Annotated in this window: 17 protein-coding genes and 1 tRNA gene; 3 read left to right on the forward strand and 15 right to left on the reverse strand. The window is 54.6% G+C overall.

Annotated elements, in window-relative coordinates; translation table 11 throughout:
* Nucleotides 1–18: 18 nt before the first annotated feature.
* From rplB to HCQ99_RS03865, 7 genes are all read right to left on the reverse strand, one after another.
* Complete coding sequence (gene rplB / locus HCQ99_RS03835) at nucleotides 19–855, reverse strand: 50S ribosomal protein L2 (RefSeq protein WP_166985920.1); 837 nt, start codon at nucleotides 853–855, stop codon at nucleotides 19–21.
* A 25-nt stretch (nucleotides 856–880) separates the two neighbouring features.
* Nucleotides 881–1,180: a 50S ribosomal protein L23 gene (gene rplW / locus HCQ99_RS03840; RefSeq protein WP_166985923.1), complete on the reverse strand. Its 300-nt coding sequence runs from the start codon at nucleotides 1,178–1,180 to the stop codon at nucleotides 881–883.
* A gap of 3 nt (nucleotides 1,181–1,183) precedes the next feature.
* Nucleotides 1,184–1,825 carry a 50S ribosomal protein L4 gene (gene rplD, locus HCQ99_RS03845; protein WP_166985925.1) on the reverse strand — a complete coding sequence of 214 codons (642 nt, stop codon included), beginning with the start codon at nucleotides 1,823–1,825 and terminating at the stop codon, nucleotides 1,184–1,186.
* Nucleotides 1,826–1,828: 3 nt separating this feature from the next.
* On the reverse strand, nucleotides 1,829–2,485 hold the full coding sequence (gene rplC, locus HCQ99_RS03850; RefSeq protein WP_166985928.1) for a 50S ribosomal protein L3: 657 nt from the start codon (nucleotides 2,483–2,485) through the stop codon (nucleotides 1,829–1,831).
* Nucleotides 2,486–2,493: 8 nt separating this feature from the next.
* Nucleotides 2,494–2,802 carry a 30S ribosomal protein S10 gene (gene rpsJ, locus HCQ99_RS03855; protein ID WP_166985930.1) on the reverse strand — a complete coding sequence of 103 codons (309 nt, stop codon included), beginning with the start codon at nucleotides 2,800–2,802 and terminating at the stop codon, nucleotides 2,494–2,496.
* Between the two features lie 262 nt (nucleotides 2,803–3,064).
* Nucleotides 3,065–4,132 (reverse strand): MraY family glycosyltransferase, encoded by a 1,068-nt coding sequence (locus HCQ99_RS03860; protein WP_166985933.1) that lies wholly within the window; start codon nucleotides 4,130–4,132, stop codon nucleotides 3,065–3,067.
* Nucleotides 4,132–5,985 (reverse strand): polysaccharide biosynthesis protein, encoded by a 1,854-nt coding sequence (locus HCQ99_RS03865; RefSeq protein ID WP_243854780.1) that lies wholly within the window; start codon nucleotides 5,983–5,985, stop codon nucleotides 4,132–4,134. Before HCQ99_RS03865 ends, HCQ99_RS03860 begins: the two co-directional genes overlap by 1 nt.
* 140 nt (nucleotides 5,986–6,125) lie before the next feature.
* Between HCQ99_RS03865 and HCQ99_RS03870 the strand changes: the two genes are divergently transcribed.
* A complete protein-coding gene (locus HCQ99_RS03870) occupies nucleotides 6,126–6,377 on the forward strand; it encodes an antitoxin (protein WP_208317155.1) in 252 nt (83 codons plus the stop codon).
* A 176-nt stretch (nucleotides 6,378–6,553) separates the two neighbouring features.
* On the opposite strand, the gene tuf is transcribed toward HCQ99_RS03870, so the two are convergent.
* The 8 genes from tuf to radA all read right to left on the reverse strand — a co-directional run bounded on the left by tuf (nucleotide 6,554) and on the right by radA (nucleotide 17,458).
* Nucleotides 6,554–7,747 (reverse strand): elongation factor Tu, encoded by a 1,194-nt coding sequence (tuf, locus tag HCQ99_RS03875; RefSeq protein ID WP_166985935.1) that lies wholly within the window; start codon nucleotides 7,745–7,747, stop codon nucleotides 6,554–6,556.
* A 168-nt stretch (nucleotides 7,748–7,915) separates the two neighbouring features.
* The gene (gene fusA, locus HCQ99_RS03880) at nucleotides 7,916–10,030 is read right to left on the reverse strand and encodes an elongation factor G (RefSeq protein WP_166985938.1); all 2,115 of its coding nucleotides are present in this window, start codon (nucleotides 10,028–10,030) and stop codon (nucleotides 7,916–7,918) included.
* Between the two features lie 93 nt (nucleotides 10,031–10,123).
* A complete protein-coding gene (gene rpsG / locus HCQ99_RS03885) occupies nucleotides 10,124–10,594 on the reverse strand; it encodes a 30S ribosomal protein S7 (protein ID WP_166985941.1) in 471 nt (156 codons plus the stop codon).
* Entirely contained in the window at nucleotides 10,594–10,968 is a 375-nt protein-coding gene (gene rpsL, locus HCQ99_RS03890) for a 30S ribosomal protein S12 (RefSeq protein WP_166985944.1), read from the reverse strand. Before rpsL ends, rpsG begins: the two co-directional genes overlap by 1 nt.
* Nucleotides 10,969–11,309: 341 nt before the next feature.
* Nucleotides 11,310–13,334: an HtaA domain-containing protein gene (locus tag HCQ99_RS03895; RefSeq protein ID WP_166985947.1), complete on the reverse strand. Its 2,025-nt coding sequence runs from the start codon at nucleotides 13,332–13,334 to the stop codon at nucleotides 11,310–11,312.
* A gap of 145 nt (nucleotides 13,335–13,479) precedes the next feature.
* Nucleotides 13,480–14,580: a lytic transglycosylase domain-containing protein gene (locus HCQ99_RS03900; RefSeq protein ID WP_166985950.1), complete on the reverse strand. Its 1,101-nt coding sequence runs from the start codon at nucleotides 14,578–14,580 to the stop codon at nucleotides 13,480–13,482.
* A 21-nt stretch (nucleotides 14,581–14,601) separates the two neighbouring features.
* Nucleotides 14,602–16,086, reverse strand: coding sequence for a malate dehydrogenase (quinone) (gene mqo, locus HCQ99_RS03905; protein ID WP_208317156.1), 1,485 nt, complete (start codon nucleotides 16,084–16,086; stop codon nucleotides 14,602–14,604).
* Nucleotides 16,087–16,138: 52 nt separating this feature from the next.
* Nucleotides 16,139–17,458, reverse strand: coding sequence for a DNA repair protein RadA (radA, locus tag HCQ99_RS03910; protein WP_166985956.1), 1,320 nt, complete (start codon nucleotides 17,456–17,458; stop codon nucleotides 16,139–16,141).
* Nucleotides 17,459–17,546: 88 nt separating this feature from the next.
* Here radA and HCQ99_RS03915 point away from each other — a divergent pair.
* Both HCQ99_RS03915 and HCQ99_RS03920 read left to right on the forward strand, forming a co-directional pair.
* A tRNA-Ser gene (locus HCQ99_RS03915) sits at nucleotides 17,547–17,634 on the forward strand.
* Nucleotides 17,635–17,899: 265 nt separating this feature from the next.
* On the forward strand, nucleotides 17,900–19,135 hold the full coding sequence (locus HCQ99_RS03920; RefSeq protein ID WP_166985959.1) for a hypothetical protein: 1,236 nt from the start codon (nucleotides 17,900–17,902) through the stop codon (nucleotides 19,133–19,135).
* Nucleotides 19,136–19,190 lie beyond the last annotated feature (55 nt).

The raw sequence follows: 19,190 nt of genomic DNA on the forward strand, positions 1-19,190 counted from the left end.
TGTTCTCCTACCTACTACCTATCGCTTCTTGCCCGTTGGACGGCGGCGGACGATGTACTTATCGCTTTCCTTATTTGGGCGACGAGTGCGTCCTTCCTTCTGACCCCATGGGCTGACTGGGTGACGACCACCTGAAGTGCGGCCTTCACCACCACCGTGTGGGTGATCAACAGGGTTCATTACAACACCGCGGACGGTCGGGCGGATGCCCTTCCAACGCATACGGCCAGCTTTACCCCAGTTGATGTTTGACTGCTCTGCGTTGCCAACCTCACCTACGGTTGCACGGCAGCGCGCATCAACGTTGCGGATTTCCCCTGATGGCAGACGAAGCTGCGCGTAAGGGCCGTCCTTAGCAACGAGGCGCACAGATGAGCCTGCTGAACGAGCCAGCTTTGCACCGCCACCCGGGCGCAGCTCAATCGCGTGCACAACGGTACCGGTTGGGATGTTACGCAGTGGCAGGTTGTTACCCGGCTTGATGTCTGCGTTTGGCCCGGCCTCTACAATATCGCCCTGCTTCAGTTTGTTAGGAGCGATGATGTAGCGCTTGGTGCCGTCAACGTAGTGCAGGAGTGCAATACGCGCGGTACGGTTTGGATCGTACTCAATATGCGCAACTTTAGCGTTGATACCGTCTTTGTCGTGGCGACGGAAGTCAATCACACGGTACTGGCGCTTGTGACCGCCACCGATGTGACGGGTTGTGATGCGACCCTGATTGTTGCGGCCACCGGTCTTTGGCAGCGGACGCAAGAGTGACTTTTCTGGGGTCGAGCGGGTGATCTCAGCGAAATCGGCAACGCTCGAACCGCGACGACCTGGGGTCGTGGGCTTGTACTTACGAATAGCCATTATCTATTTCCTTTTCGCTTCCGACCTATACCGCAGCCGAGAAGATGTCGATTGAACCACTCTTCAGCGTGACGATAGCGCGCTTAGTGTTCTTGCGCTTGCCAAGGCCGAAACGAGTGCGGCGGGTCTTGCCCTGACGGTTCAGAGTGTTGACGCTTGCAACCTTGACATTAAAAATGTGCTCAATAGCAAGCTTGATTTCGGTCTTATTTGAGCCTGGCTGCACCTCGAAGGTGTAAGCACCGTTGGCATCGATAAGGCCGTAGCTCTTCTCTGACACGATTGGGCGAATGATCACGTCATGCGGATTCTTGTTAAGGCTCATTGTTTATGCCTCCTTTTCGGTACGCGCAGCAACAAAGCCGTCAAACGCAGCCTTGGTGAACACGAGATCGTCGCTAACAACGATGTCGTACGCGTTTACCTGATCTGCCACGATTACGTGTACATTCGGCAGGTTACGCACTGACAGGATGGTTGTATCTTCGTCGCGGTCAGCCACAACTAGCACGCGGCGACCAACGGTAATAGCGTCAAGCACCTGGCGTGCAGCCTTGGTGCTCGGCTTATCAGCAACACCAAAACTTTCAACCACGTGCAAACGACCACCGCGCGCACGATCTGATAGCAGCCCCTTAACAGCGGCAGCAATCATCTTCTTTGGGGTGCGCTGTGCATAGTCGCGAGGCACAGGACCGTGAACGGTACCACCACCGCGGTGCTCTGGCTGACGGATAGAGCCCTGACGCGCACGGCCGGTGCCCTTCTGCTTAAACGGCTTAATGCCTGAACCAGAAACTTCTCCGCGGTTCTTAGCCTTGTGTGTGCCCTGGCGCGCAGCTGCGAGCTGAGCGGTCACTACCTGGTGAATCAGCGGAACGTTTGTCTCAACGTTGAACAGACCCTCTGGCAGCTCAACCGAGCCCGCCTTCTTGCCTGCTGCGTCGATTACGTCAAGCTTGGTTGCCATGTGCTAGGCCCCCTTAACTGCGTTGCGAACGAATACAAGACGGCCCTTAGCGCCAGGAACAGCGCCCTTCACCAGAATCAGACCCTTTTCTGCGTCTACTGCATGAACGGTGAGGTTCTGCACGGTAACGCGCTCCCCACCCATGCGACCAGCCATACGCTGACCCTTGAATACGCGACCTGGGAATGATGCACCGCCGATAGAACCTGGCTTGCGGTGATTACGGTGTTGACCGTGTGATGCGCCCACACCCTTGAAGTTGTGGCGCTTCATGGTGCCTGCGAAGCCCTTACCCTTTGAGGTGCCGACAACGTCGATCTTCTCACCGGCTTCGAAGGTTTCACCAGCGGTCAGTTCCTGACCGAGTGAGTAGTCAGCTGCGTTCTCGGTGCGCACCTCGGTGAGGTGACGACGTGGAGTAACACCAGCCTTCTCAAAGTGACCAGCCAGTGGCTTGGTCACCTTGCGTGGGTCGATTGCACCAGCAGCGATCTGTACCGCTGCGTAGCCATCAACCTCTGGGGTGCGAATCTGGGTAACAACGTTAGGTGCTACCTCAATTACGGTTACCGGCACAACTGCGCCGTTCTCATCCCATACCTGAGTCATGCCAAGCTTCGTGCCCAGCAGACCCTTAACAGTCTTATTTGCTGCAGACATGATTCCTCTTAAAGCTTGATCTCGATGTTGACGTCAGCCGGCAGGTCGATACGCATCAGCGACTCAACTGCCTTCGGGGTTGGATCGACAATGTCGATGAGGCGCTTGTGTGTGCGCTTCTCGAAGTGCTCGCGGCTGTCCTTGTACTTGTGTGGTGAACGGATCACTGCGATCACGTTCTTCTCAGTTGGGAGTGGCACTGGGCCAATCACTGTTGCACCAGCGCGGGTGACTGTATCAACAATCTTGCGCGCCGAGCTGTCGATGATCTCGTGATCATACGACTTCAGTCGAATGCGGATTTTTTGTCCCGCCATATGACTTTCTCCTTGCTATCGCGTCTTACTCACACTTTTGGCATGAGCATTGGACGTCTTCCTTAACAACACTCTCCTGTTTTCCTTGCGGATCGCAGGATCACCGTTGTCTTCTGTCAACGCCGCCCTGAGCGGCACCAGCTAAGGAACTAACCTGCTGGCATCGTTCGCTGCGAGTGGCCTAGTTTCTTAATGACTATGCACTATCTCTGCAGTGATTCAAGCAGACGGCACAATGCCGCCGCAGAAATGCTGAACTTATCTATCTTTGCACAGATTTTGTAACCGATGCAACCCGGGCGTGTCGCGGCAAATTGACGTAGCACACAACTATTAAGAAGCCCAGAATAAGGAGACAAACAAAGGCGATGGGGCCGGTAAACCACATTGTCAAAATACCTAAGATGCTCGCTGCTGCACTGCACCCGGCAACGATCAGAGAGGCTTTGAGATGGCTCATGCCCGACTGATGCAGACGCTGATAGACGTGCTCTTTGTGCGCCTCCCCCAGCTTCTCGCCACGCCGGTAGCGTCGAATGAGCGTCCACCCAACATCACCAAAGTACACAACGGTGGGGCCGATAGCTGCCAGCAGCGGCACACCGGACAGGAGCGCGAGCCAGCTGATGGTTATGATGCCAGAGCCAAGCAGATAGCTGCCTACATCTCCCAAAAAGCCGTAGCCTTTCAAGTTCCACGGTAAAAAGCCCGCAAAGCTCGCCGCCAGAATGAGGCCAGCAGCCATCAACCACAGAGTTGAGCTAATCGCGCCGATAATAAAAAATGCGGCGCCTGCAATAAGACCGTGCAGCGAGGAAATGCCGTTCAAACCGTCCATAAAGTTCGCAACGTTAATGAACGAGGAAACGAACAGTATCCCGAAAACGAACAACAAAAGGCGAGCGATTACGGGCAGATCCGCAAGAAAAAAAGCTGGCACTGCAACTGCGACTGCAATTAACAGCTGTGCGACTGACCGCGCACCAATTGACAGGCCGCGCAAATCTTCAAGCAAGCCGAGTGTCGGGCTGAGCAGCAGCATGGCCACGGCCGGCAACAACACCAAGCCCGGCACACTGAGCCACGCAGCCACCTGCGCCGACGTGAAGAAGCCGAGCAGCCATGCGGCGGCGGCACCCGCAAGCGATGCAACCCACACCCCCAGCCCCAGGCCGCGCAAAACCGTGCCAGAGTGGGAGGATCGCGCATTAGCGACGTCGAGCACTCCCCATTTGCGCAGCAGGGGGCGCAGCGGAATCTGCACAAGCAGACTGATCGCTAGCGTCAGCGCCGTAATTAGAAGCAAATTGGGAAGTGCACTTAGAAACATTAGGAGTCAATCACCGGGATAGAGGTTGTTATCGGAGTAATTCTCGCGTCCCCTGCGCCGAGCGAGACATCGCTCTCCCGCTCAGAGAGGCGCGCAAACCAACCGTCGCGTGACAGTCTGTCGCGTGACAGTGTGTCAACTCGAGCGTGTGAAATCTTCGGGTGGAAGGGTCGATCGTCTTGCTCGTTCAACCCGATTAAATCCTCGTGCAGTTTTTCACCCGGGCGCAAACCGGTGTAGATAATCTTTATATCCTGACCCGATTCTGCGATCATGCGGCGGGCAATGTCGATGATTTTCACCGGCTCACCCATGTCCAGAATTAACACTTCACCCGGCCTGCCGTGCGCACCGGCCTGCATAACAAGCTGGCACGCTTCTGGGATGGTCATAAAAAACCGCGTCACCTCTGGGTGTGTGATGGTGATAGGGCCGCCCGCTTTAATGAGTTTGCGGAACGTCGGCAGCATCGAGCCACGTGAGCCGATGACATTACCGAATCGCACCGAGAGATAGCGGTGACCGGTTTCCTCAGCCATCCAAGCGGTCAGTTTTTCAGCAACTCGTTTTGAGTGGCCGAGCACGCTTGTCGGGTTTGCTGCTTTATCGGTTGAAATATTAATAAAAGTTTCAACATCCACCTTTTGTGCTGCGGTAAGCACATTCAGGGTGCCAATAACGTTCGTCTTCCAAGCTTCGTCTGGATACTGTTCGAGCATCGGCAGGTGCTTGAGCGCTGCCGCGTGGAAAACCACCTGCGGCCTGCGATCCTCAAAAATGCGTATCAGCGTTTCCTCATCGCGAATATCGGCGAGCACAACCTCACGCGTGCTTAACAGGCCGTTTCCTCGAATCGATATCTGCGTTTGCTGCAGCGCGGTCTCATCTCGGTCAAGCAGAATTAGCTCTTTGGGCCCGAACTCGGTTAGCTGACGGCAGAGTTCGGATCCGATAGAACCACCGGCGCCGGTCACCAAAACCCGCTTTCCATCAATATATGTGGCTATCGAATCCTGGTTCAAGCGCACCGGATAACGACCGATCAGATCTTCAATTGAGATTTCACGAATATCTGACAGTGCATGCTTACCTGAGAAGATTTGCTCAAGCGGTGGCATTACCGACACTTTCATGCCGATTGCTGCAGCTTTATCATTGACCCGTCGCAGTAAAGCCGAGTCAGCGTCACCGATACAAACAATCAGATGGGTCGCGCCGGTGCGTTCAGAAACCTGCTCCAAATCTTTCAGACCACCCAGCACGCGCACACCGCGCACCTCGCGGTTGCGCTGGCTCGGTGAGTCATCGAGAAAACCGACGGGCAAATATGCAGCAACCGGATCGGTGAGCAAGCGTCGCACAGTTGTCGATCCCGCATATCCCGCACCATAGATGAGCGTGCGCGGAGCCTCTTTGCCGGGCCGCAGTTGGTGTTCTTCACGCAACCGTAGAATGTAGCGACCCAGCCCCATAGCAACGAAAGCGAGGGGCGCCGCAATAAACATTGTGGAGCGCGGGATCGCCTGCCCCTTTGTGACGTATATCGTAAATAGCAGTGTTGGGAGCACAGCGAGTGTGACGCAGATCACAAGAGCTTTTGCCTCATCAAAACTGCCAACAGCAAAACGCTTGCGATACAGCCAAGTGACCCAGCCGGCAATAAACTGCAGCCCGATTGTGGCGGCAATCAGGACGAAAGCCCAATTGAACTGAATTAGATTGAGATTAAAGTCGAAACGCAGCGCAAGAGCTGCGAGGATTGCAAGTGTCCAGGCGATGACGTCGACAGCAATCAACATCCAAGAGCTGGTTTTCTTGGCGGGCACGCGCTGCTCTTTCACTGCACCTGTCACAGACACACCCTCCTGCACTATAACTATCGCTACAAGATGCTACCGCGATTTTTAAGTTTTTAGTAGTTTACACATCTTCATAGTTCATAATTTCAGTAACCGGCCTCTTTCCCCACGGTCGGAATTGCGAAAGGAAAATTATGGGTCTCGAAGATTTGAAGAATAAGGCAGCGAACCTTATTAACGAGAACAAAGAGAAAATTGATGCGGCTCTAAACAGCGAGCAGGCTGAGGCGGCGACCGACAAAGTTTTGGACGGCGCCGCAAATATCGCCAACAAGGTTACCGGCGGCAAGTTCGCCGATAAGATCGCTGAGGCACGCGATGCGGCTGATGAGAAGCTCGGTCGCAACGACAGCGACAGCAGTGGCAACAACAACAACGCTAGCTAAGACTAAACTAGCCGCGTAATAAAATATGGCCGATATCCGCAAACTGCGGGTACCGGCCATATTTGGTTCTTTGCGCAAATTTCTACGGCTTACCAAGCTGGTCAAAATATTAGACCCCCGAGGGATTCCCCGGGGGTCTAAATTATTGCTTAGCTATTGCTACCTGAGTGAGGTAATTACTTGATTACCTTGGTAACGGTGCCAGCACCAACGGTGCGGCCACCCTCACGGATAGCGAAGCCGAGGCCCTCTTCCATAGCGATTGGCTGGATCAGCTCAACGGTCATGTCGGTGGTGTCACCAGGCATAACCATCTCGGTGCCCTCTGGGAGGCTGATAACGCCAGTCACGTCAGTGGTACGGAAGTAGAACTGTGGACGGTAGTTGGTGAAGAATGGGTTGTGGCGGCCGCCCTCTTCCTTCTTGAGGATGTAAGCGGTGCCCTCGAAGTTGGTGTGTGGGGTGATTGAGCCTGGAGCTACAACAACCTGACCGCGCTCTACGTCTTCACGCTTGGTACCGCGAAGCAGCAGACCACAGTTCTCACCAGCCCATGCCTCGTCGAGCTGCTTGTGGAACATCTCGATACCGGTCACGGTGGTCTTCTGGGTGTCGCGCAGACCAACGATCTCAACCTCAGAGTTGATCGCGAGGGTACCACGCTCAGCACGGCCGGTCACAACGGTGCCACGACCGGTGATGGTGAACACATCCTCAATAGGCATGAGGAATGGCTTGTCCTTGTCGCGGACTGGGTCTGGGATTGACTCGTCAACTGCGGTCATGAGGTCGAGAATAGACTGGGTCCACTTCTCGTCACCCTCGAGAGCCTGGAAGCCAGAAACGCGTACAACTGGAGCGTTGTCACCGTCGTAGCCGTTCTTTGAAAGCTCTTCACGAACCTCCATCTCAACCAGCTCAAGCATCTCTTCGTCGTCAACCATGTCGCACTTGTTGAGCGCAACGAGGAGGTAAGGAACACCAACCTGCTTAGCGAGGAGGATGTGCTCCTTTGACTGAGCCATCAGACCGTCAGTTGCAGCTACAACGAGGATCGCGCCGTCCATCTGGGCAGCACCGGTGATCATGTTCTTGATGTAGTCAGCGTGGCCTGGAGCGTCAACGTGTGCGTAGTGACGCTTTTCGGTCTCGTACTCAACGTGTGAGATGTTGATGGTAATACCGCGCTGGCGCTCTTCTGGAGCTGAGTCAATGGTGTTGAAGTCACGCTGCACGTTGGTGTCTGATGGGAACTTGTCAGCAAGAACCTTTGAGATAGCAGCGGTCAGAGTGGTCTTACCGTGGTCAACGTGACCAATGGTACCGATGTTTACGTGCGGCTTAGTGCGCTCGAACTTGGCCTTTGCCATTAAATGTCCTCCTCAGGACGTCTTGTGTAGATGATCTATCGTGGGTTTACGACAGACCAGATTACAACTTTGTTTGCCTAACTATATTACTAACTCATTCTGCGTTTGGCCTAATGAGTTTGCCAGCTGGCGGCGGGTGTGTCGCCGCCAGCTGGTTTCGGGCACTATTTATGCGCCCTGAGATTTCTGGATGATCTCGTCAGCTACTGCCTTCGGAACCTCAGCGTATGAGTCGAAGACCATTGAGAACACTGCACGACCGGAGGTCTTTGAACGCAGGTCACCAATGTAGCCAAACATTTCTGAAAGCGGCACCAGTGCACGCACCACCTTCACACCTGAGGCGTCTTCCATTGACTGCACCTGACCACGACGTGAGTTCAGGTCACCAATAACATCGCCCATGTATTCTTCAGGGGTGCGCACCTCAACAGCCATAACTGGCTCAAGGAGCACTGGGTTTGCCAGACGTGCAGCCTCTTTGAACGCCATTGAGCCGGCGATCTTGAAGGCCATTTCAGATGAGTCAACATCGTGGTACTGGCCGTCAAGCAGAGTAGCCTTCACGCCAACAACCGGGAAGCCTGCGAGGATACCGTACTGCATTGAGTCCTGAATACCAGCATCAACTGATGGGATGTACTCGCGTGGCACGCGACCACCGGTCACCTTATCTTCGAAGCTGTAGATGTTGTCACCCTCAACCTCGAGTGGCTCGAGAGCGATCTGCACCTTCGCGAACTGACCGGAACCACCGGTCTGCTTCTTGTGGGTGTATTCGTGCTTCTCAACAGCCTTGCGAATGGTCTCACGGTAGGCAACCTGCGGCTTACCGACGTTTGCCTCAACCTTGAATTCGCGCTTCATGCGGTCAACGATAATGTCGAGGTGCAGCTCACCCATACCCGCGATCACGGTCTGGCCGGTCTCGGCGTTCAGGCTGACGCGGAAGGTTGGATCCTCTTCCGCAAGCTTCTGAATAGCGGTTGACATCTTCTCCTGGTCGCCCTTGGTCTTTGGCTCCACAGCAACCTCAATAACTGGCTCTGGGAAGGTCATTGACTCAAGCACTACAGGGTTGCTTGGATCGCAAAGGGTGTCACCGGTGGTGGTGTCTTTCAGACCGATAACAGCGTAGATGTTACCCGCACGCAACTCGTCAACAGGATTTTCCTTGTTCGCGTGCATCTGGAACACCTTACCGATGCGTTCCTTCTTGCTCTTGGTTGAGTTCACAACCTGTGCGCCGGAAGGTGCAACACCTGAGTAAACGCGCACATAGGTCAGGCGGCCAAAGAATGGGTGCACAGCAACCTTGAATGCCAGCGCAGAGAATGGCTCGTCAGCGGTTGGCTTCCGCTCGATGGTCTTCTCTTCGTCACGCACGTCGTGTGCCTGGATCGCACCAATGTCGAGTGGGTTAGGTAGGAAGTCAACAACTGCGTCGAGCATTGGCTGCACACCGCGGTTCTTGAAAGCAGAGCCGCAGTAAACAGGGAAGATTTCGTTCTTCACAACGAGCTTACGGATCGCACCCTTGAGCTCTTCGATGGTGAGTTCTTCACCCTCGAAGTACTTCTCGAGCAGCGCATCGTCGCTCTCTGCAACAGTCTCAACAAGCTGTGCGCGGTACTCTTCAGCTTTTGCCTTTAGATCTTCAGGAATCTCCTGGATCTCATACTCAGCACCGAGCGCAACGTCACCCTTTGCGTCACCCGGCCATACAAACGCCTGCATTGAGAGCAGGTCGACAACACCAACGAAGTCTGACTCGGCTCCGATTGGCAGCTGCATAACCAGTGGCTTTGCACCGAGGCGGCTCACGATTGTGTCTACGGTGAAGTAGAAATCAGCGCCCATCTTGTCCATCTTGTTGACGAAGCAGATGCGTGGAACTTCGTACTTATCGGCCTGGCGCCAAACAGTCTCAGACTGTGGCTCAACGCCTTCCTTACCGTCGAACACAGCAACCGCACCATCGAGAACGCGCAGTGAACGCTCTACCTCAACGGTAAAGTCAACGTGACCTGGGGTGTCAATGATATTGATCTGGTTGTTGTTCCAGAAACAGGTAACCGCAGCACTGGTAATGGTGATACCGCGCTCTTTCTCCTGCTCCATCCAGTCGGTGGTTGAAGCACCGTCGTGGGTTTCACCGAGCTTGTGGTTAACGCCGGTGTAGAAGAGGATACGTTCGGTTGTGGTGGTCTTGCCAGCATCAATGTGCGCCATGATGCCGATATTGCGGACCTTATTCAGGTCGGTGAGCACGTCTTGTGCCACGAGATCTCCTCAGATGTGAAGTTAAAAGTTTGGGGGCGGATCAGATGAGAGGTGTGGGCGCCGATTGTACCTGCGCCCACACCGAGTCTCTTCCTACCAGCGGTAGTGAGCGAACGCGCGGTTCGACTCAGCCATCTTGTGAGTGTCTTCACGACGCTTCACAGCGGCACCAAGACCGTTTGCGGCGTCGAGGATTTCGTTTGTCAAACGCTCAGTCATGGTGTGCTCGCGACGAGCCTTTGCATAACTCGTCAGCCAGCGCAGTGCCAGGGTGTTTGCGCGGTGAGGCTTGACCTCAACAGGCACCTGATAGGTGCTACCGCCAACACGGCGTGAACGAACCTCGAGAGTTGGGCGGATGTTATCCAGAGCCTTCTTCAGGACGGTAACTGCGTCCTGGTTGGTCTTTTCTGCGACAGACTCAAGCGCACCGTATACGATACGCTCTGCGAGTCCCTTTTTACCGTCGAGCAGAATCTTGTTAACCAGCTGGCTAACTACTGGTGAACCGTAAACCGGATCGGCTACTACCGGACGCTTTGGAGCAGGGCCTTTACGTGGCATTACTTCTTCTCCTTCTTTGCGCCGTAGTGGCTGCGAGCCTGCTGACGACCCTTAACTGCCTGGGTGTCAAGGGCGCCGCGCACGATACGGTAACGAACACCTGGAAGATCCTTCACACGGCCGCCGCGCACGAGCACCATTGAGTGCTCCTGCAGGTTGTGGCCTTCGCCCGGAATGTAGGCGGTGACCTCAGTGCCGTTTGAAAGCTTTACACGAGCTACTTTACGCATAGCTGAGTTTGGCTTCTTTGGTGTGGTGGTGTAAACACGGGTGCATACGCCACGCTGCTGAGGGTTCGCTTTCAGCGCAGGAGCCTTGGTCTTAGCGACCTTCGGCTTGCGACCTTTGCGAACCAGCTGCTGAATAGTAGGCAACTTGTTCTCCTAATTAGTGCTGCACGGTGACAGCGATGCTGTAAATGGTTTCAGCGGTGTTATGTCTTGCATAACGACCTGCCGCACCCACGGGGTGCTGGTGCAGGTATGCCGTGGGGGTGTGTGGCTTTTGCCGCAGTGACCCTGATGACCCTTTTTATAGGCGCTGCAAGCAACGCATATAAGGTGGGGCACACCAATAAACAATATTACGCGGAAACTTATATATTTAGCAAACGTGCGGCACTTCTTGTGGGGCGCAGCTCGTGTCTGCGATCCGCCGGTAAAAAGAAAACAGCCCCGCGGTAAAACCCGCAGGGCTGTTTACCCTTTAGTGCGTGTTAGGCGTTGCGTCGCGACCGTAGTGCTGCAGCACCGGTAAGCACAGCTGCAAGACCGATTCCTGCAAGCAACAACGGAGCTTCAGCACCGGTTTTTGCAAGCACCTTCTTAGCCTGTACTGCTGCGCCAGAGTTGGCGTTAACTGCAGCTAGCACATCAGCGCTTGTTGACGGTGTGATTGGAACAAAAACTGTGAAGGGCAGGTCTACCGCTGTGTCCCCCTGCAGCACACGAACATTGTGGGCACCCGCTGTCGCATTTGCAGGAACCGCTGCGGTGAATGAGAAGGCACCAGCAGCATCCGTGATCACTGTGCCGAGCTGCACAGGATCTGAGTGGAACTCAAAAGCTACCTCTGCGTTAGGCGCAAAGTTGCTGCCGGTAACGATGAAGCTCTCACCAGCCTTGCCAGCCTGCTTGTTCAGCGCTGCGGCAGGTGCCACCGGTGCTGGATCAGCATCTCCTGCTGGATCAGTCTCCCCAGCAGGGTCGGTCTCCGGCGCAGGAACAGTACCTTCAGCAGGATCAGTGCCTTGCGCAGGATCAGTATCTCCAGCAGGATCCGCACCTTGCGCAGGATCAGTCTCTGTTGCAGGGTCAGTCTCCGGCGCTGGAGCAGGCTCCGGCGCGGCCTTTGCGGTCACGTTGACAGTAGCGGTTGCTGACTTTGCTGCGCTAGCCTGTGCCGCAGTCAGTGTCTGGGCACCTGCAGCAGCATCTTCAGGAAGAGCCACGTTGAAGATTGTGTTTCCGGTAGCGTCTGCGACTGCGGTGCCGAGGGTCTTATCGCCGAGCTTCAGCACAGCCTCTTCACCCGCTTTAAAGAACTGACCCTTTACCACTACGCTGTCGCCAGCTTTAGCAGCGGCAGGTTCAACAGCGAGGGTTGGGGCAGCAAAACTTACAGGGGTGAAGGTTTCAAATGCAGGGTAGCTAGCCCCGCCGCCAGGGTAGGTTACGATGCCCCAGTGCTTACCCTCAGCAAGGGCACCCTCTTTGAGAGTAAGGGTTGCTGAAAAAGTGCCGTCTGGGTTGAGGGTGTGAGCGCCGCTTGCTACGCCACCAACCATCGGGTGCGATTCTTCAGGCAGCAGCCACTTCAGGGCGTTGCGATCGTTCACGCGTGCGCTAGCTGGAGCACCTTCTGACGGCTTCCAGGTGTCTGCATACTGGCCAAAAGCAAGGTAAGCGCCAGTGAACTTACCCGCGAGCGGCGGGCGGCCGCCGGTAGTTGCAGGGTCGTTTGGCAGGAAGCCGGTGCCGGTAATAGTAACCTCAGCACCGTTTGGGTTGAGGTTTGTAAGATCCGCCGGTGAAACGCTCACGGTTGGAGCAGGGAGCTCCGCTGCTGGGCATGTGACAGCCGCAACGGTTTTACCGGCGCTGAAATTAAGGTCGGCAGCTGGTTGCCCACTGTAGCCAGCAAGGGCGTCTGGGCCAGCTTCCTGAGTGAAGATGCCCTTAACATTCTTAAAGTTGGTGAAGTTATCAGTGTTTTCGGCGGTAACCCCGGTCAGGTTTACAAACGCACGGCGCACTACGGTGAACGCTGAGGTGCCGGTTTCACTGGTTTCAAGGGTCAAAACGCCGGTGCCGTCGCCGTTAACGGTGATCTGAGGGTTCTGGATCACAACATCTGCCGCGCCGTGGTGCCCGGTGTAGCGTGCGCCACCGGTGAACGCGATAATTCCTTTACCGGTGTTCGCATCAAAGGTTGAGGCAGCCTTGTCTTGCTTGTAGGTGATAACACCATCAGCAGCCCTAGTAGCACCACCGTGCGGGGTCACAACCCACCCAGCGAATGGCATGGCAAGGTATCGGTTCCAACTGTCACGGAATGCCCACTGCAGATCACCGACAGTGTTCACCTCCTCAACAGGGGTGCAAGCCTCCGCTGCTTGCGCAGGGCTTGGGGCGGCAATCGCAGGGGCGACTGCAAGACCACCGAAGGCGAGGGTTGCAGCAGCAGCGTATGCTAAGCCCCCAAGAAAGCCGCCGTTACGGCGCTTATCGCTTGAGTTCATGTTTCATCCTTCAAGGTTTACGGGGCAACGCCCCTCGACTGCACTGGTCTACGTGCAATGTTCATCATACCTTTTTCATCTGATGATTTAAAGCTGAACTGTCACAATGTTAAAAACGCGTTAACATTGTGGCTCAGGGCTAGCGCTAATATCCGCTCAACTCCAGGTAACGGGTAGCTTCAGCAACAACCGCATTATTGTATTGCACATTCGGGTTGTATGCACGAATTGCAGCAATATACCCCGCCTCAGTAGAGAGATCGCCGCCCTCGGTGCACAGCAGTGTTGCCGCGCTTAAGGCAGCGTCATGCACGTTATCTATGTCGGCTTTACCGTCACCGTTTGCATCACGCTTGTAGTGCTCCCAAGTGCTCGGGATAAACTGCATCGGCCCGACAGCGTGATCCCATACGGTGTCATTGTCATAGAGGCCGCGATCTGTGTCCGGAGTTGCGAGATAGTGCTTTCCGTCTAGCGGTTGCCCGATAATACGCGGTCTAACACGCCCATCCTCGTCTAAGCTTGCGCCGTTTATTGTGCCGTGATTTGATTCAACAGATCCGATAGCGGCGATAGTGTTCCAGCCGATATTGCAGCTCGGAAACTCCTGTTTGACAGTCAATTCTGCCGCGGCATAAGCGGCAAGAGCCAGCCGTGGGATGCCAACTTTTTCTGCGGTAGCGGTCAGCCATGTCTCATCTGCGACAAGCGCCGTAAACGGCTCGACATCGCTAACAGAGGCCTTATCCTGCGCATCCTTATCTGCATCAGCGGTCAAAGGCACCGCGTTTTCGCTCAGCTCCGCGGAGTCTTCACCCTCTGCGGCTTCGTCTGCAACTGCAGCAGCACCAGAGTCTGCTTCTTCACTACCGTCTTCGTTTAAGAGGCTGGCTACAGCAATGCCGTTTGCAATCAGCAAGGTAAAGGCAATAACCAGCACAACCGCCGTAAAAATACGACGCATACCCGCGGTTGCAAAATCTCTTGGCGGGCGCGCATAGTAATTCAGCGTCTCAATTGGTGCGGTCTGCTCAGTAAAGAGTTTTTCGCCACCGGTGAGCTCAGCAAAAACATCTTCGGTCGCCCGAGTGTCTTCAGCTGCACGCTCTTGACGGCGCTGCTCGTTATGCGCGGTGTCTGACTCTTCCCAATCTTTGCGACTCAACCGCAGATCACGAAAACGATTCTCGAGCCACGACTGCTTACCTCGATCAGGCGCGCCTGATTCTGAGTCTAATTCAGACATTATTTGGGGGAACTTCCTAGATTAAACTTCGAGCTTCAGAGTTTTCGCGGTGCTGTCGAGAGTGGCCTGCGCAAGATCCGCATCTGAATTAATGTTTTTACCGTATGACGGCACAGATTCAGCGATCTTAGCAGCCCACTTTCCGTGAAACTCCTCAGGGAAGCAGCGCTCAAGCAAATTCAGCATCGCATACACGGCTGTTGAAGCGCCCGGTGAAGCTCCCAGCAGACCAGCGATCGAGCCCTCAGCGTTAGCTACTATCTCTGTGCCGAACTGCAGAACACCACCCTTTTCAGGATCCTTCTTCATAATTTGGACACGCTGACCGGCGGTAACCATCTCCCAATCATCAGCGTCGGCGGCGGGGAAATACTCGCGCAGTGTTTCAATTTGCGCTTGCTTGGTGGCGCTGAGCTCTTTTAACAAATACTTTTCAAGTGCCCACTGCGTGAGACCAACTTTCATCATTGGCCCAAGGTTGTGCGGGCGGATAGATTGGAATAGCGCACCGTAACCTCCGTGCTTTAGGAAGTTGGTGCTGAAGCCGGCATAGGGGCCAAACAAAAGCTCTTCTTTGCCGTCAATGATACGGGTGTCAAGGTGTGGCACAGACATTGGAGGTGCGCCAACCTTTGCCTTACCGTACACCTTCGCATGATGCTGCTTTATCACTTCTTGGTTTTTGCACCGCAAGAACTTACCACTGATCGGGAAGCCACCGTAGCCCTTGATCTCAGGGATTTTTGCTGACTGCAACAGCAGCAGCGCACTGCCGCCAGCGCCGACAAAAACGAATTTAGCGTTTACGGTTTTTGACTGTGAACGCTGCTTATCTGTAATCTGCAACTTCCATGTGCCGTCGTCGTTCTGCGAGATCTTAGTTACAACGTTATTGGTAAAAACAGCCGCATTTTCTTTTTCAAGATTGCCAACGAGCTGCCTGGTCACTTCACCGAAGTTAACGTCGGTTCCAGTGCGTGAGCGAGTGGCCGCAACTTTTTGTGACTTATCGCGACGGTCAATGAGCAGCGGTGCCCATTCTGCAATAACTGCCGGGTCTTCGGTGTACTCCATATCGGAGAAGAGCGGCTCATTTTTCAGTGTTTCATAGCGGCGACGCAGATAGTCGACGTCTTTTTCACCTTCTACAAAGGTGAGGTGCGGAACGGCTGTAATAAACTCTTCCGGCGCGCTCAGCACGCCCCGCTCAACCAGCTGAGACCACCACTCGCGCGACATCACAAACTGCTGATTAATGTCGATCGCTTTCGCCGATGACAGTGAGCCGTCAGCACCTTCGGGCATGTAATTAAGCTCGCAGAGGGCCGCGTGACCTGTGCCGGCATTGTTCCACGCATTTGAGCTTTCTGTTGCAACCTCTGATTGTGATTCAAAGAGGGCAATAGACCAAGATGGCTCAAGATCGTTAATAAAGGTGCCCAATGTGGCGCTCATAATGCCGCCACCAACAAGTGCTACGTCAAGTATCTCTTTAGTCACGGTCATAATTCTACTCTGCTCATAAAACCTAAATTAACCCACACAGCTACAACGATATCTAAGCGTTAAATGCTATTTCGCTAGCCCGCTTAAGCGACTTCACAGAATCATTTAAGTATCGCTCATACCCCAAGCGTTTGGCTTCCTTCTGGCGTTGCGCCCCCGCAACGACGGATCGCACCTCACCCGCGAGAGTGAGCTCACCGGCCACCGCTAAAGCTCTTGGCAGGGGTTTGTTTTTTGCGGCACTAATAATCGCTAACGCAATAGCGAGATCTGCGCCCGGCTCAACCAAACGCACACCACCGACGGTGGAGACGTACACATCTGCGTCGTGCAAACGCACACCCGCGCGTCTTTCGAGAACCGCAAGGATCATCGCCACTCGTGCAGCATCAACACCGCTTGTAACACGCCGTGGGTTCGGGGTTGAAGTTGGAGCAACCAAGGCCTGCACTTCAACCGGGAGCACTCTGCGCCCCTCTACCGCCATCACAACACAGGTGCCGCTCACCGGCTCATCCCCTGAGCTTAAGAACAGTCTTGAGGGGTCTGCGACTTCGGCGATGCCCTCTTGCACCATTTCGAAGCACCCAACCTCGTCGGTCGGCCCGAAACGGTTTTTCAGTGTGCGCAAAAAACGCAATGCGCTCTGCCGGTCACCCTCAAAATGACACACAACATCTACCAGATGCTCAAGGGTGCGCGGCCCTGCAACGTTGCCCTCCTTGGTGACATGCCCAACGAGCATGAGCGGCATGTTGCGGGATTTTGCCGCGCGCACAAGGGTTGACGCAACCTCACGCACCTGCGCCGGGCCACCAACTATGCCGTCAATTTCTGGTGCTGCGATAGTCTGCACTGAATCAACAATCAGAAAATCTGGGTCAACCGCTTCAATATGCCCAAGCACCGCACCCAGGTCAGTGTCGGAGGCCAGGTACAGTGTTTCTTCCACAGCCCCTGTGCGCTCAGCCCGCATTTTAATCTGCCCTGTTGATTCTTCACCGGACACATAAAGCACCCGCGCCCCCTGCGCCGCAACTTTTGCCGCTGCCTGTAGCAGCAGGGTTGACTTGCCAACACCCGGCTCACCAGAGAAGAGGATCGCAACACCCGGCACACAGCCGCCGCCGAGCACGCGGTCGAGCTCTGCGATACCCGTCGGTAAGTATGCGGTTAGCGCCGCCTTTAGCTCAGTCACTGGCAGCGCTGGAGTCGTCGGGGTCGTTGCCCCGCCTGAGCGCAAACCCGCTGATTTCGCAACAGCAACCTGCTCAAGAGTGCTCCACTGACCGCACCCGCCGCAGCGACCCACCCATTTCAAGGATCGCCAACCACACTCTGCACAGCGATAGTCACCAGTATTTTTCACCATACGACCACCCTACGTGGTGGGACTATGATTTTATATCGCTGTTAACTCGTTTCAGTCTGATATTTGATCCTGCTAGAATCAAAGTTCTGGTGACGTGTCCGAGCGGCCGAAGGTGCGACTCTCGAAAAGTCGTGTGCGGTAACCCCGCACCGTGGGTTCAAATCCCACCGTCACCGCGTCCGGAACCCCGTGTTCATTGAGATCGCGGGGTTTTCTCTTTGTTGCCAACTAAAAAATTTACGCTGGCTTATCTTGCCTGGCAAGTGTATGAGATTTACTCACAAGAAACAGCCAATTCAAAATATAAGGCAGCTCAAGCAGGTCGTGTGGGTCATGACCTCGGCTACAACGACGGTAGGGTGAAGAATCCCAACTGCCGCTAAAATACTAGGATTAGACAGGCGCAGAAGTACAGACATCAATGATGATGAGGAGTGAACCATGGCTGATGGTATTGATGTCAAACCTACCTACAAAGGTGAGACCATGCACGTGTGGGGCTGGTTATTCACTGTTCTGTTCGGCATCAGAATCGTGTCAGACATTGCCCACCTCCGCTTCCCAATACCTATAGCGCTCATTGGTGCGACTCTTGGAATCTTCTGGATTTTTCGCGGCCGATGGTGGCTCAAAAAGAAAATCGTTGACGAAGAGGCCACCGCTAGAGCCCAAAAAGCCAAAGAGGCCAAAAAGGCTAAGGAAGCAAACGACCAACAAGACCAGTCTACGCCCTCTGGAATTTCATCGACGCAACAGACTACGAGTGCTGACTTGTTGCATGGTTACATGATCGACGACGAATGGTATCCACCAAAACCATCGGGAACGTTCGTTGAGCCGTGGGTACGAGGCAGAAACCTAGAAATCGTCGGTGAGGCGTATCACCCCGATGCATTTAGGAGACTAGTGGGACACAAAACTGAATTCCATAGTCCATCCGGCATCACAGCTCTCGGTGAGGCGATCCTAGTACCCGACCCAGACAACCCGTACGGCAAAGGCGAAGCCGTAGCCGTCTACTTCGACGGAGAACATGTCGGCTACCTCGCTCAAGAGGATGCTCATCGTTATTTTCCTGTGCTTTCCCGCTTGTCAGAGGAAGGGGATCAGCTTCGAGTACCAGCGAGAATGTGGGCTCGCAATAACGTAGTGGATGACGTGTACTCCAGTGTCACACTAAACATTCCCGACCCACACGGTCTAACACCTTCCAACGGGCTACCAAATACTCCATTCGTAATCCTTCCTACTGATCGCAAGATACAAGTAACTAAAGAAGATGAGTTCATGGACGTACTGGTCCACTATGTGCGACGTGGAAGTGGTGTCGAAAACCATGTTGCTGCAACCTTGCGGTCCACAGTCGAAATCCGACCACGCTCCGCATATGAAGCCGTTCAGGTTGAGATCGACGGCGAGCCAATCGGTGTTCTGACAAAAGGACAATCCGAAAAACTTTTGCCCCTGGTTAAACACATCGAGCAACGTGGACTAATACCGGTTGTGCGTGCAACGGTTAGGGGGACGAAACTCAAAGCCGATGTCGTGCTTGATACCGTTGATGCTCAGACAGTGGATGATGACTGGCTGGACTCCCTAGGAGAGGCCGCCACTGAGGCGAATGTGGATCGGATGCCGGAGCCACCGAAACGCCCAGCCTTCGAGTGGGACGAGTAAGGAAGTCGCGTCATATTTTGATCAACTCCATTCTAGCTCGAGCACAAAAATCACC

It is taken from the genome of Canibacter zhoujuaniae (assembly GCF_011752015.1).
Lineage (GTDB): Bacteria > Actinomycetota > Actinomycetes > Actinomycetales > Microbacteriaceae > Canibacter > Canibacter zhoujuaniae.

Coding starts and splice junctions, on each gene's coding strand:
- rpsG (WP_166985941.1), bottom strand. CDS start 10,594: ATGCCACGTAAAGGCCCTGCTCCAAAGCGTCCGGTAGTAGCCGATCCG.
- rplB (WP_166985920.1), bottom strand. CDS start 855: ATGGCTATTCGTAAGTACAAGCCCACGACCCCAGGTCGTCGCGGTTCG.
- HCQ99_RS03900 (WP_166985950.1), bottom strand. CDS start 14,580: ATGTCTGAATTAGACTCAGAATCAGGCGCGCCTGATCGAGGTAAGCAG.
- HCQ99_RS03895 (WP_166985947.1), bottom strand. CDS start 13,334: ATGAACTCAAGCGATAAGCGCCGTAACGGCGGCTTTCTTGGGGGCTTA.
- rpsJ (WP_166985930.1), bottom strand. CDS start 2,802: ATGGCGGGACAAAAAATCCGCATTCGACTGAAGTCGTATGATCACGAG.
- tuf (WP_166985935.1), bottom strand. CDS start 7,747: ATGGCAAAGGCCAAGTTCGAGCGCACTAAGCCGCACGTAAACATCGGT.
- rplD (WP_166985925.1), bottom strand. CDS start 1,825: ATGGCAACCAAGCTTGACGTAATCGACGCAGCAGGCAAGAAGGCGGGC.
- HCQ99_RS03920 (WP_166985959.1), top strand. CDS start 17,900: ATGGCTGATGGTATTGATGTCAAACCTACCTACAAAGGTGAGACCATG.
- HCQ99_RS03870 (WP_208317155.1), top strand. CDS start 6,126: ATGGGTCTCGAAGATTTGAAGAATAAGGCAGCGAACCTTATTAACGAG.
- HCQ99_RS03860 (WP_166985933.1), bottom strand. CDS start 4,132: ATGTTTCTAAGTGCACTTCCCAATTTGCTTCTAATTACGGCGCTGACG.
- rplC (WP_166985928.1), bottom strand. CDS start 2,485: ATGTCTGCAGCAAATAAGACTGTTAAGGGTCTGCTGGGCACGAAGCTT.
- mqo (WP_208317156.1), bottom strand. CDS start 16,086: ATGACCGTGACTAAAGAGATACTTGACGTAGCACTTGTTGGTGGCGGC.
- radA (WP_166985956.1), bottom strand. CDS start 17,458: ATGGTGAAAAATACTGGTGACTATCGCTGTGCAGAGTGTGGTTGGCGA.
- rplW (WP_166985923.1), bottom strand. CDS start 1,180: ATGAGCCTTAACAAGAATCCGCATGACGTGATCATTCGCCCAATCGTG.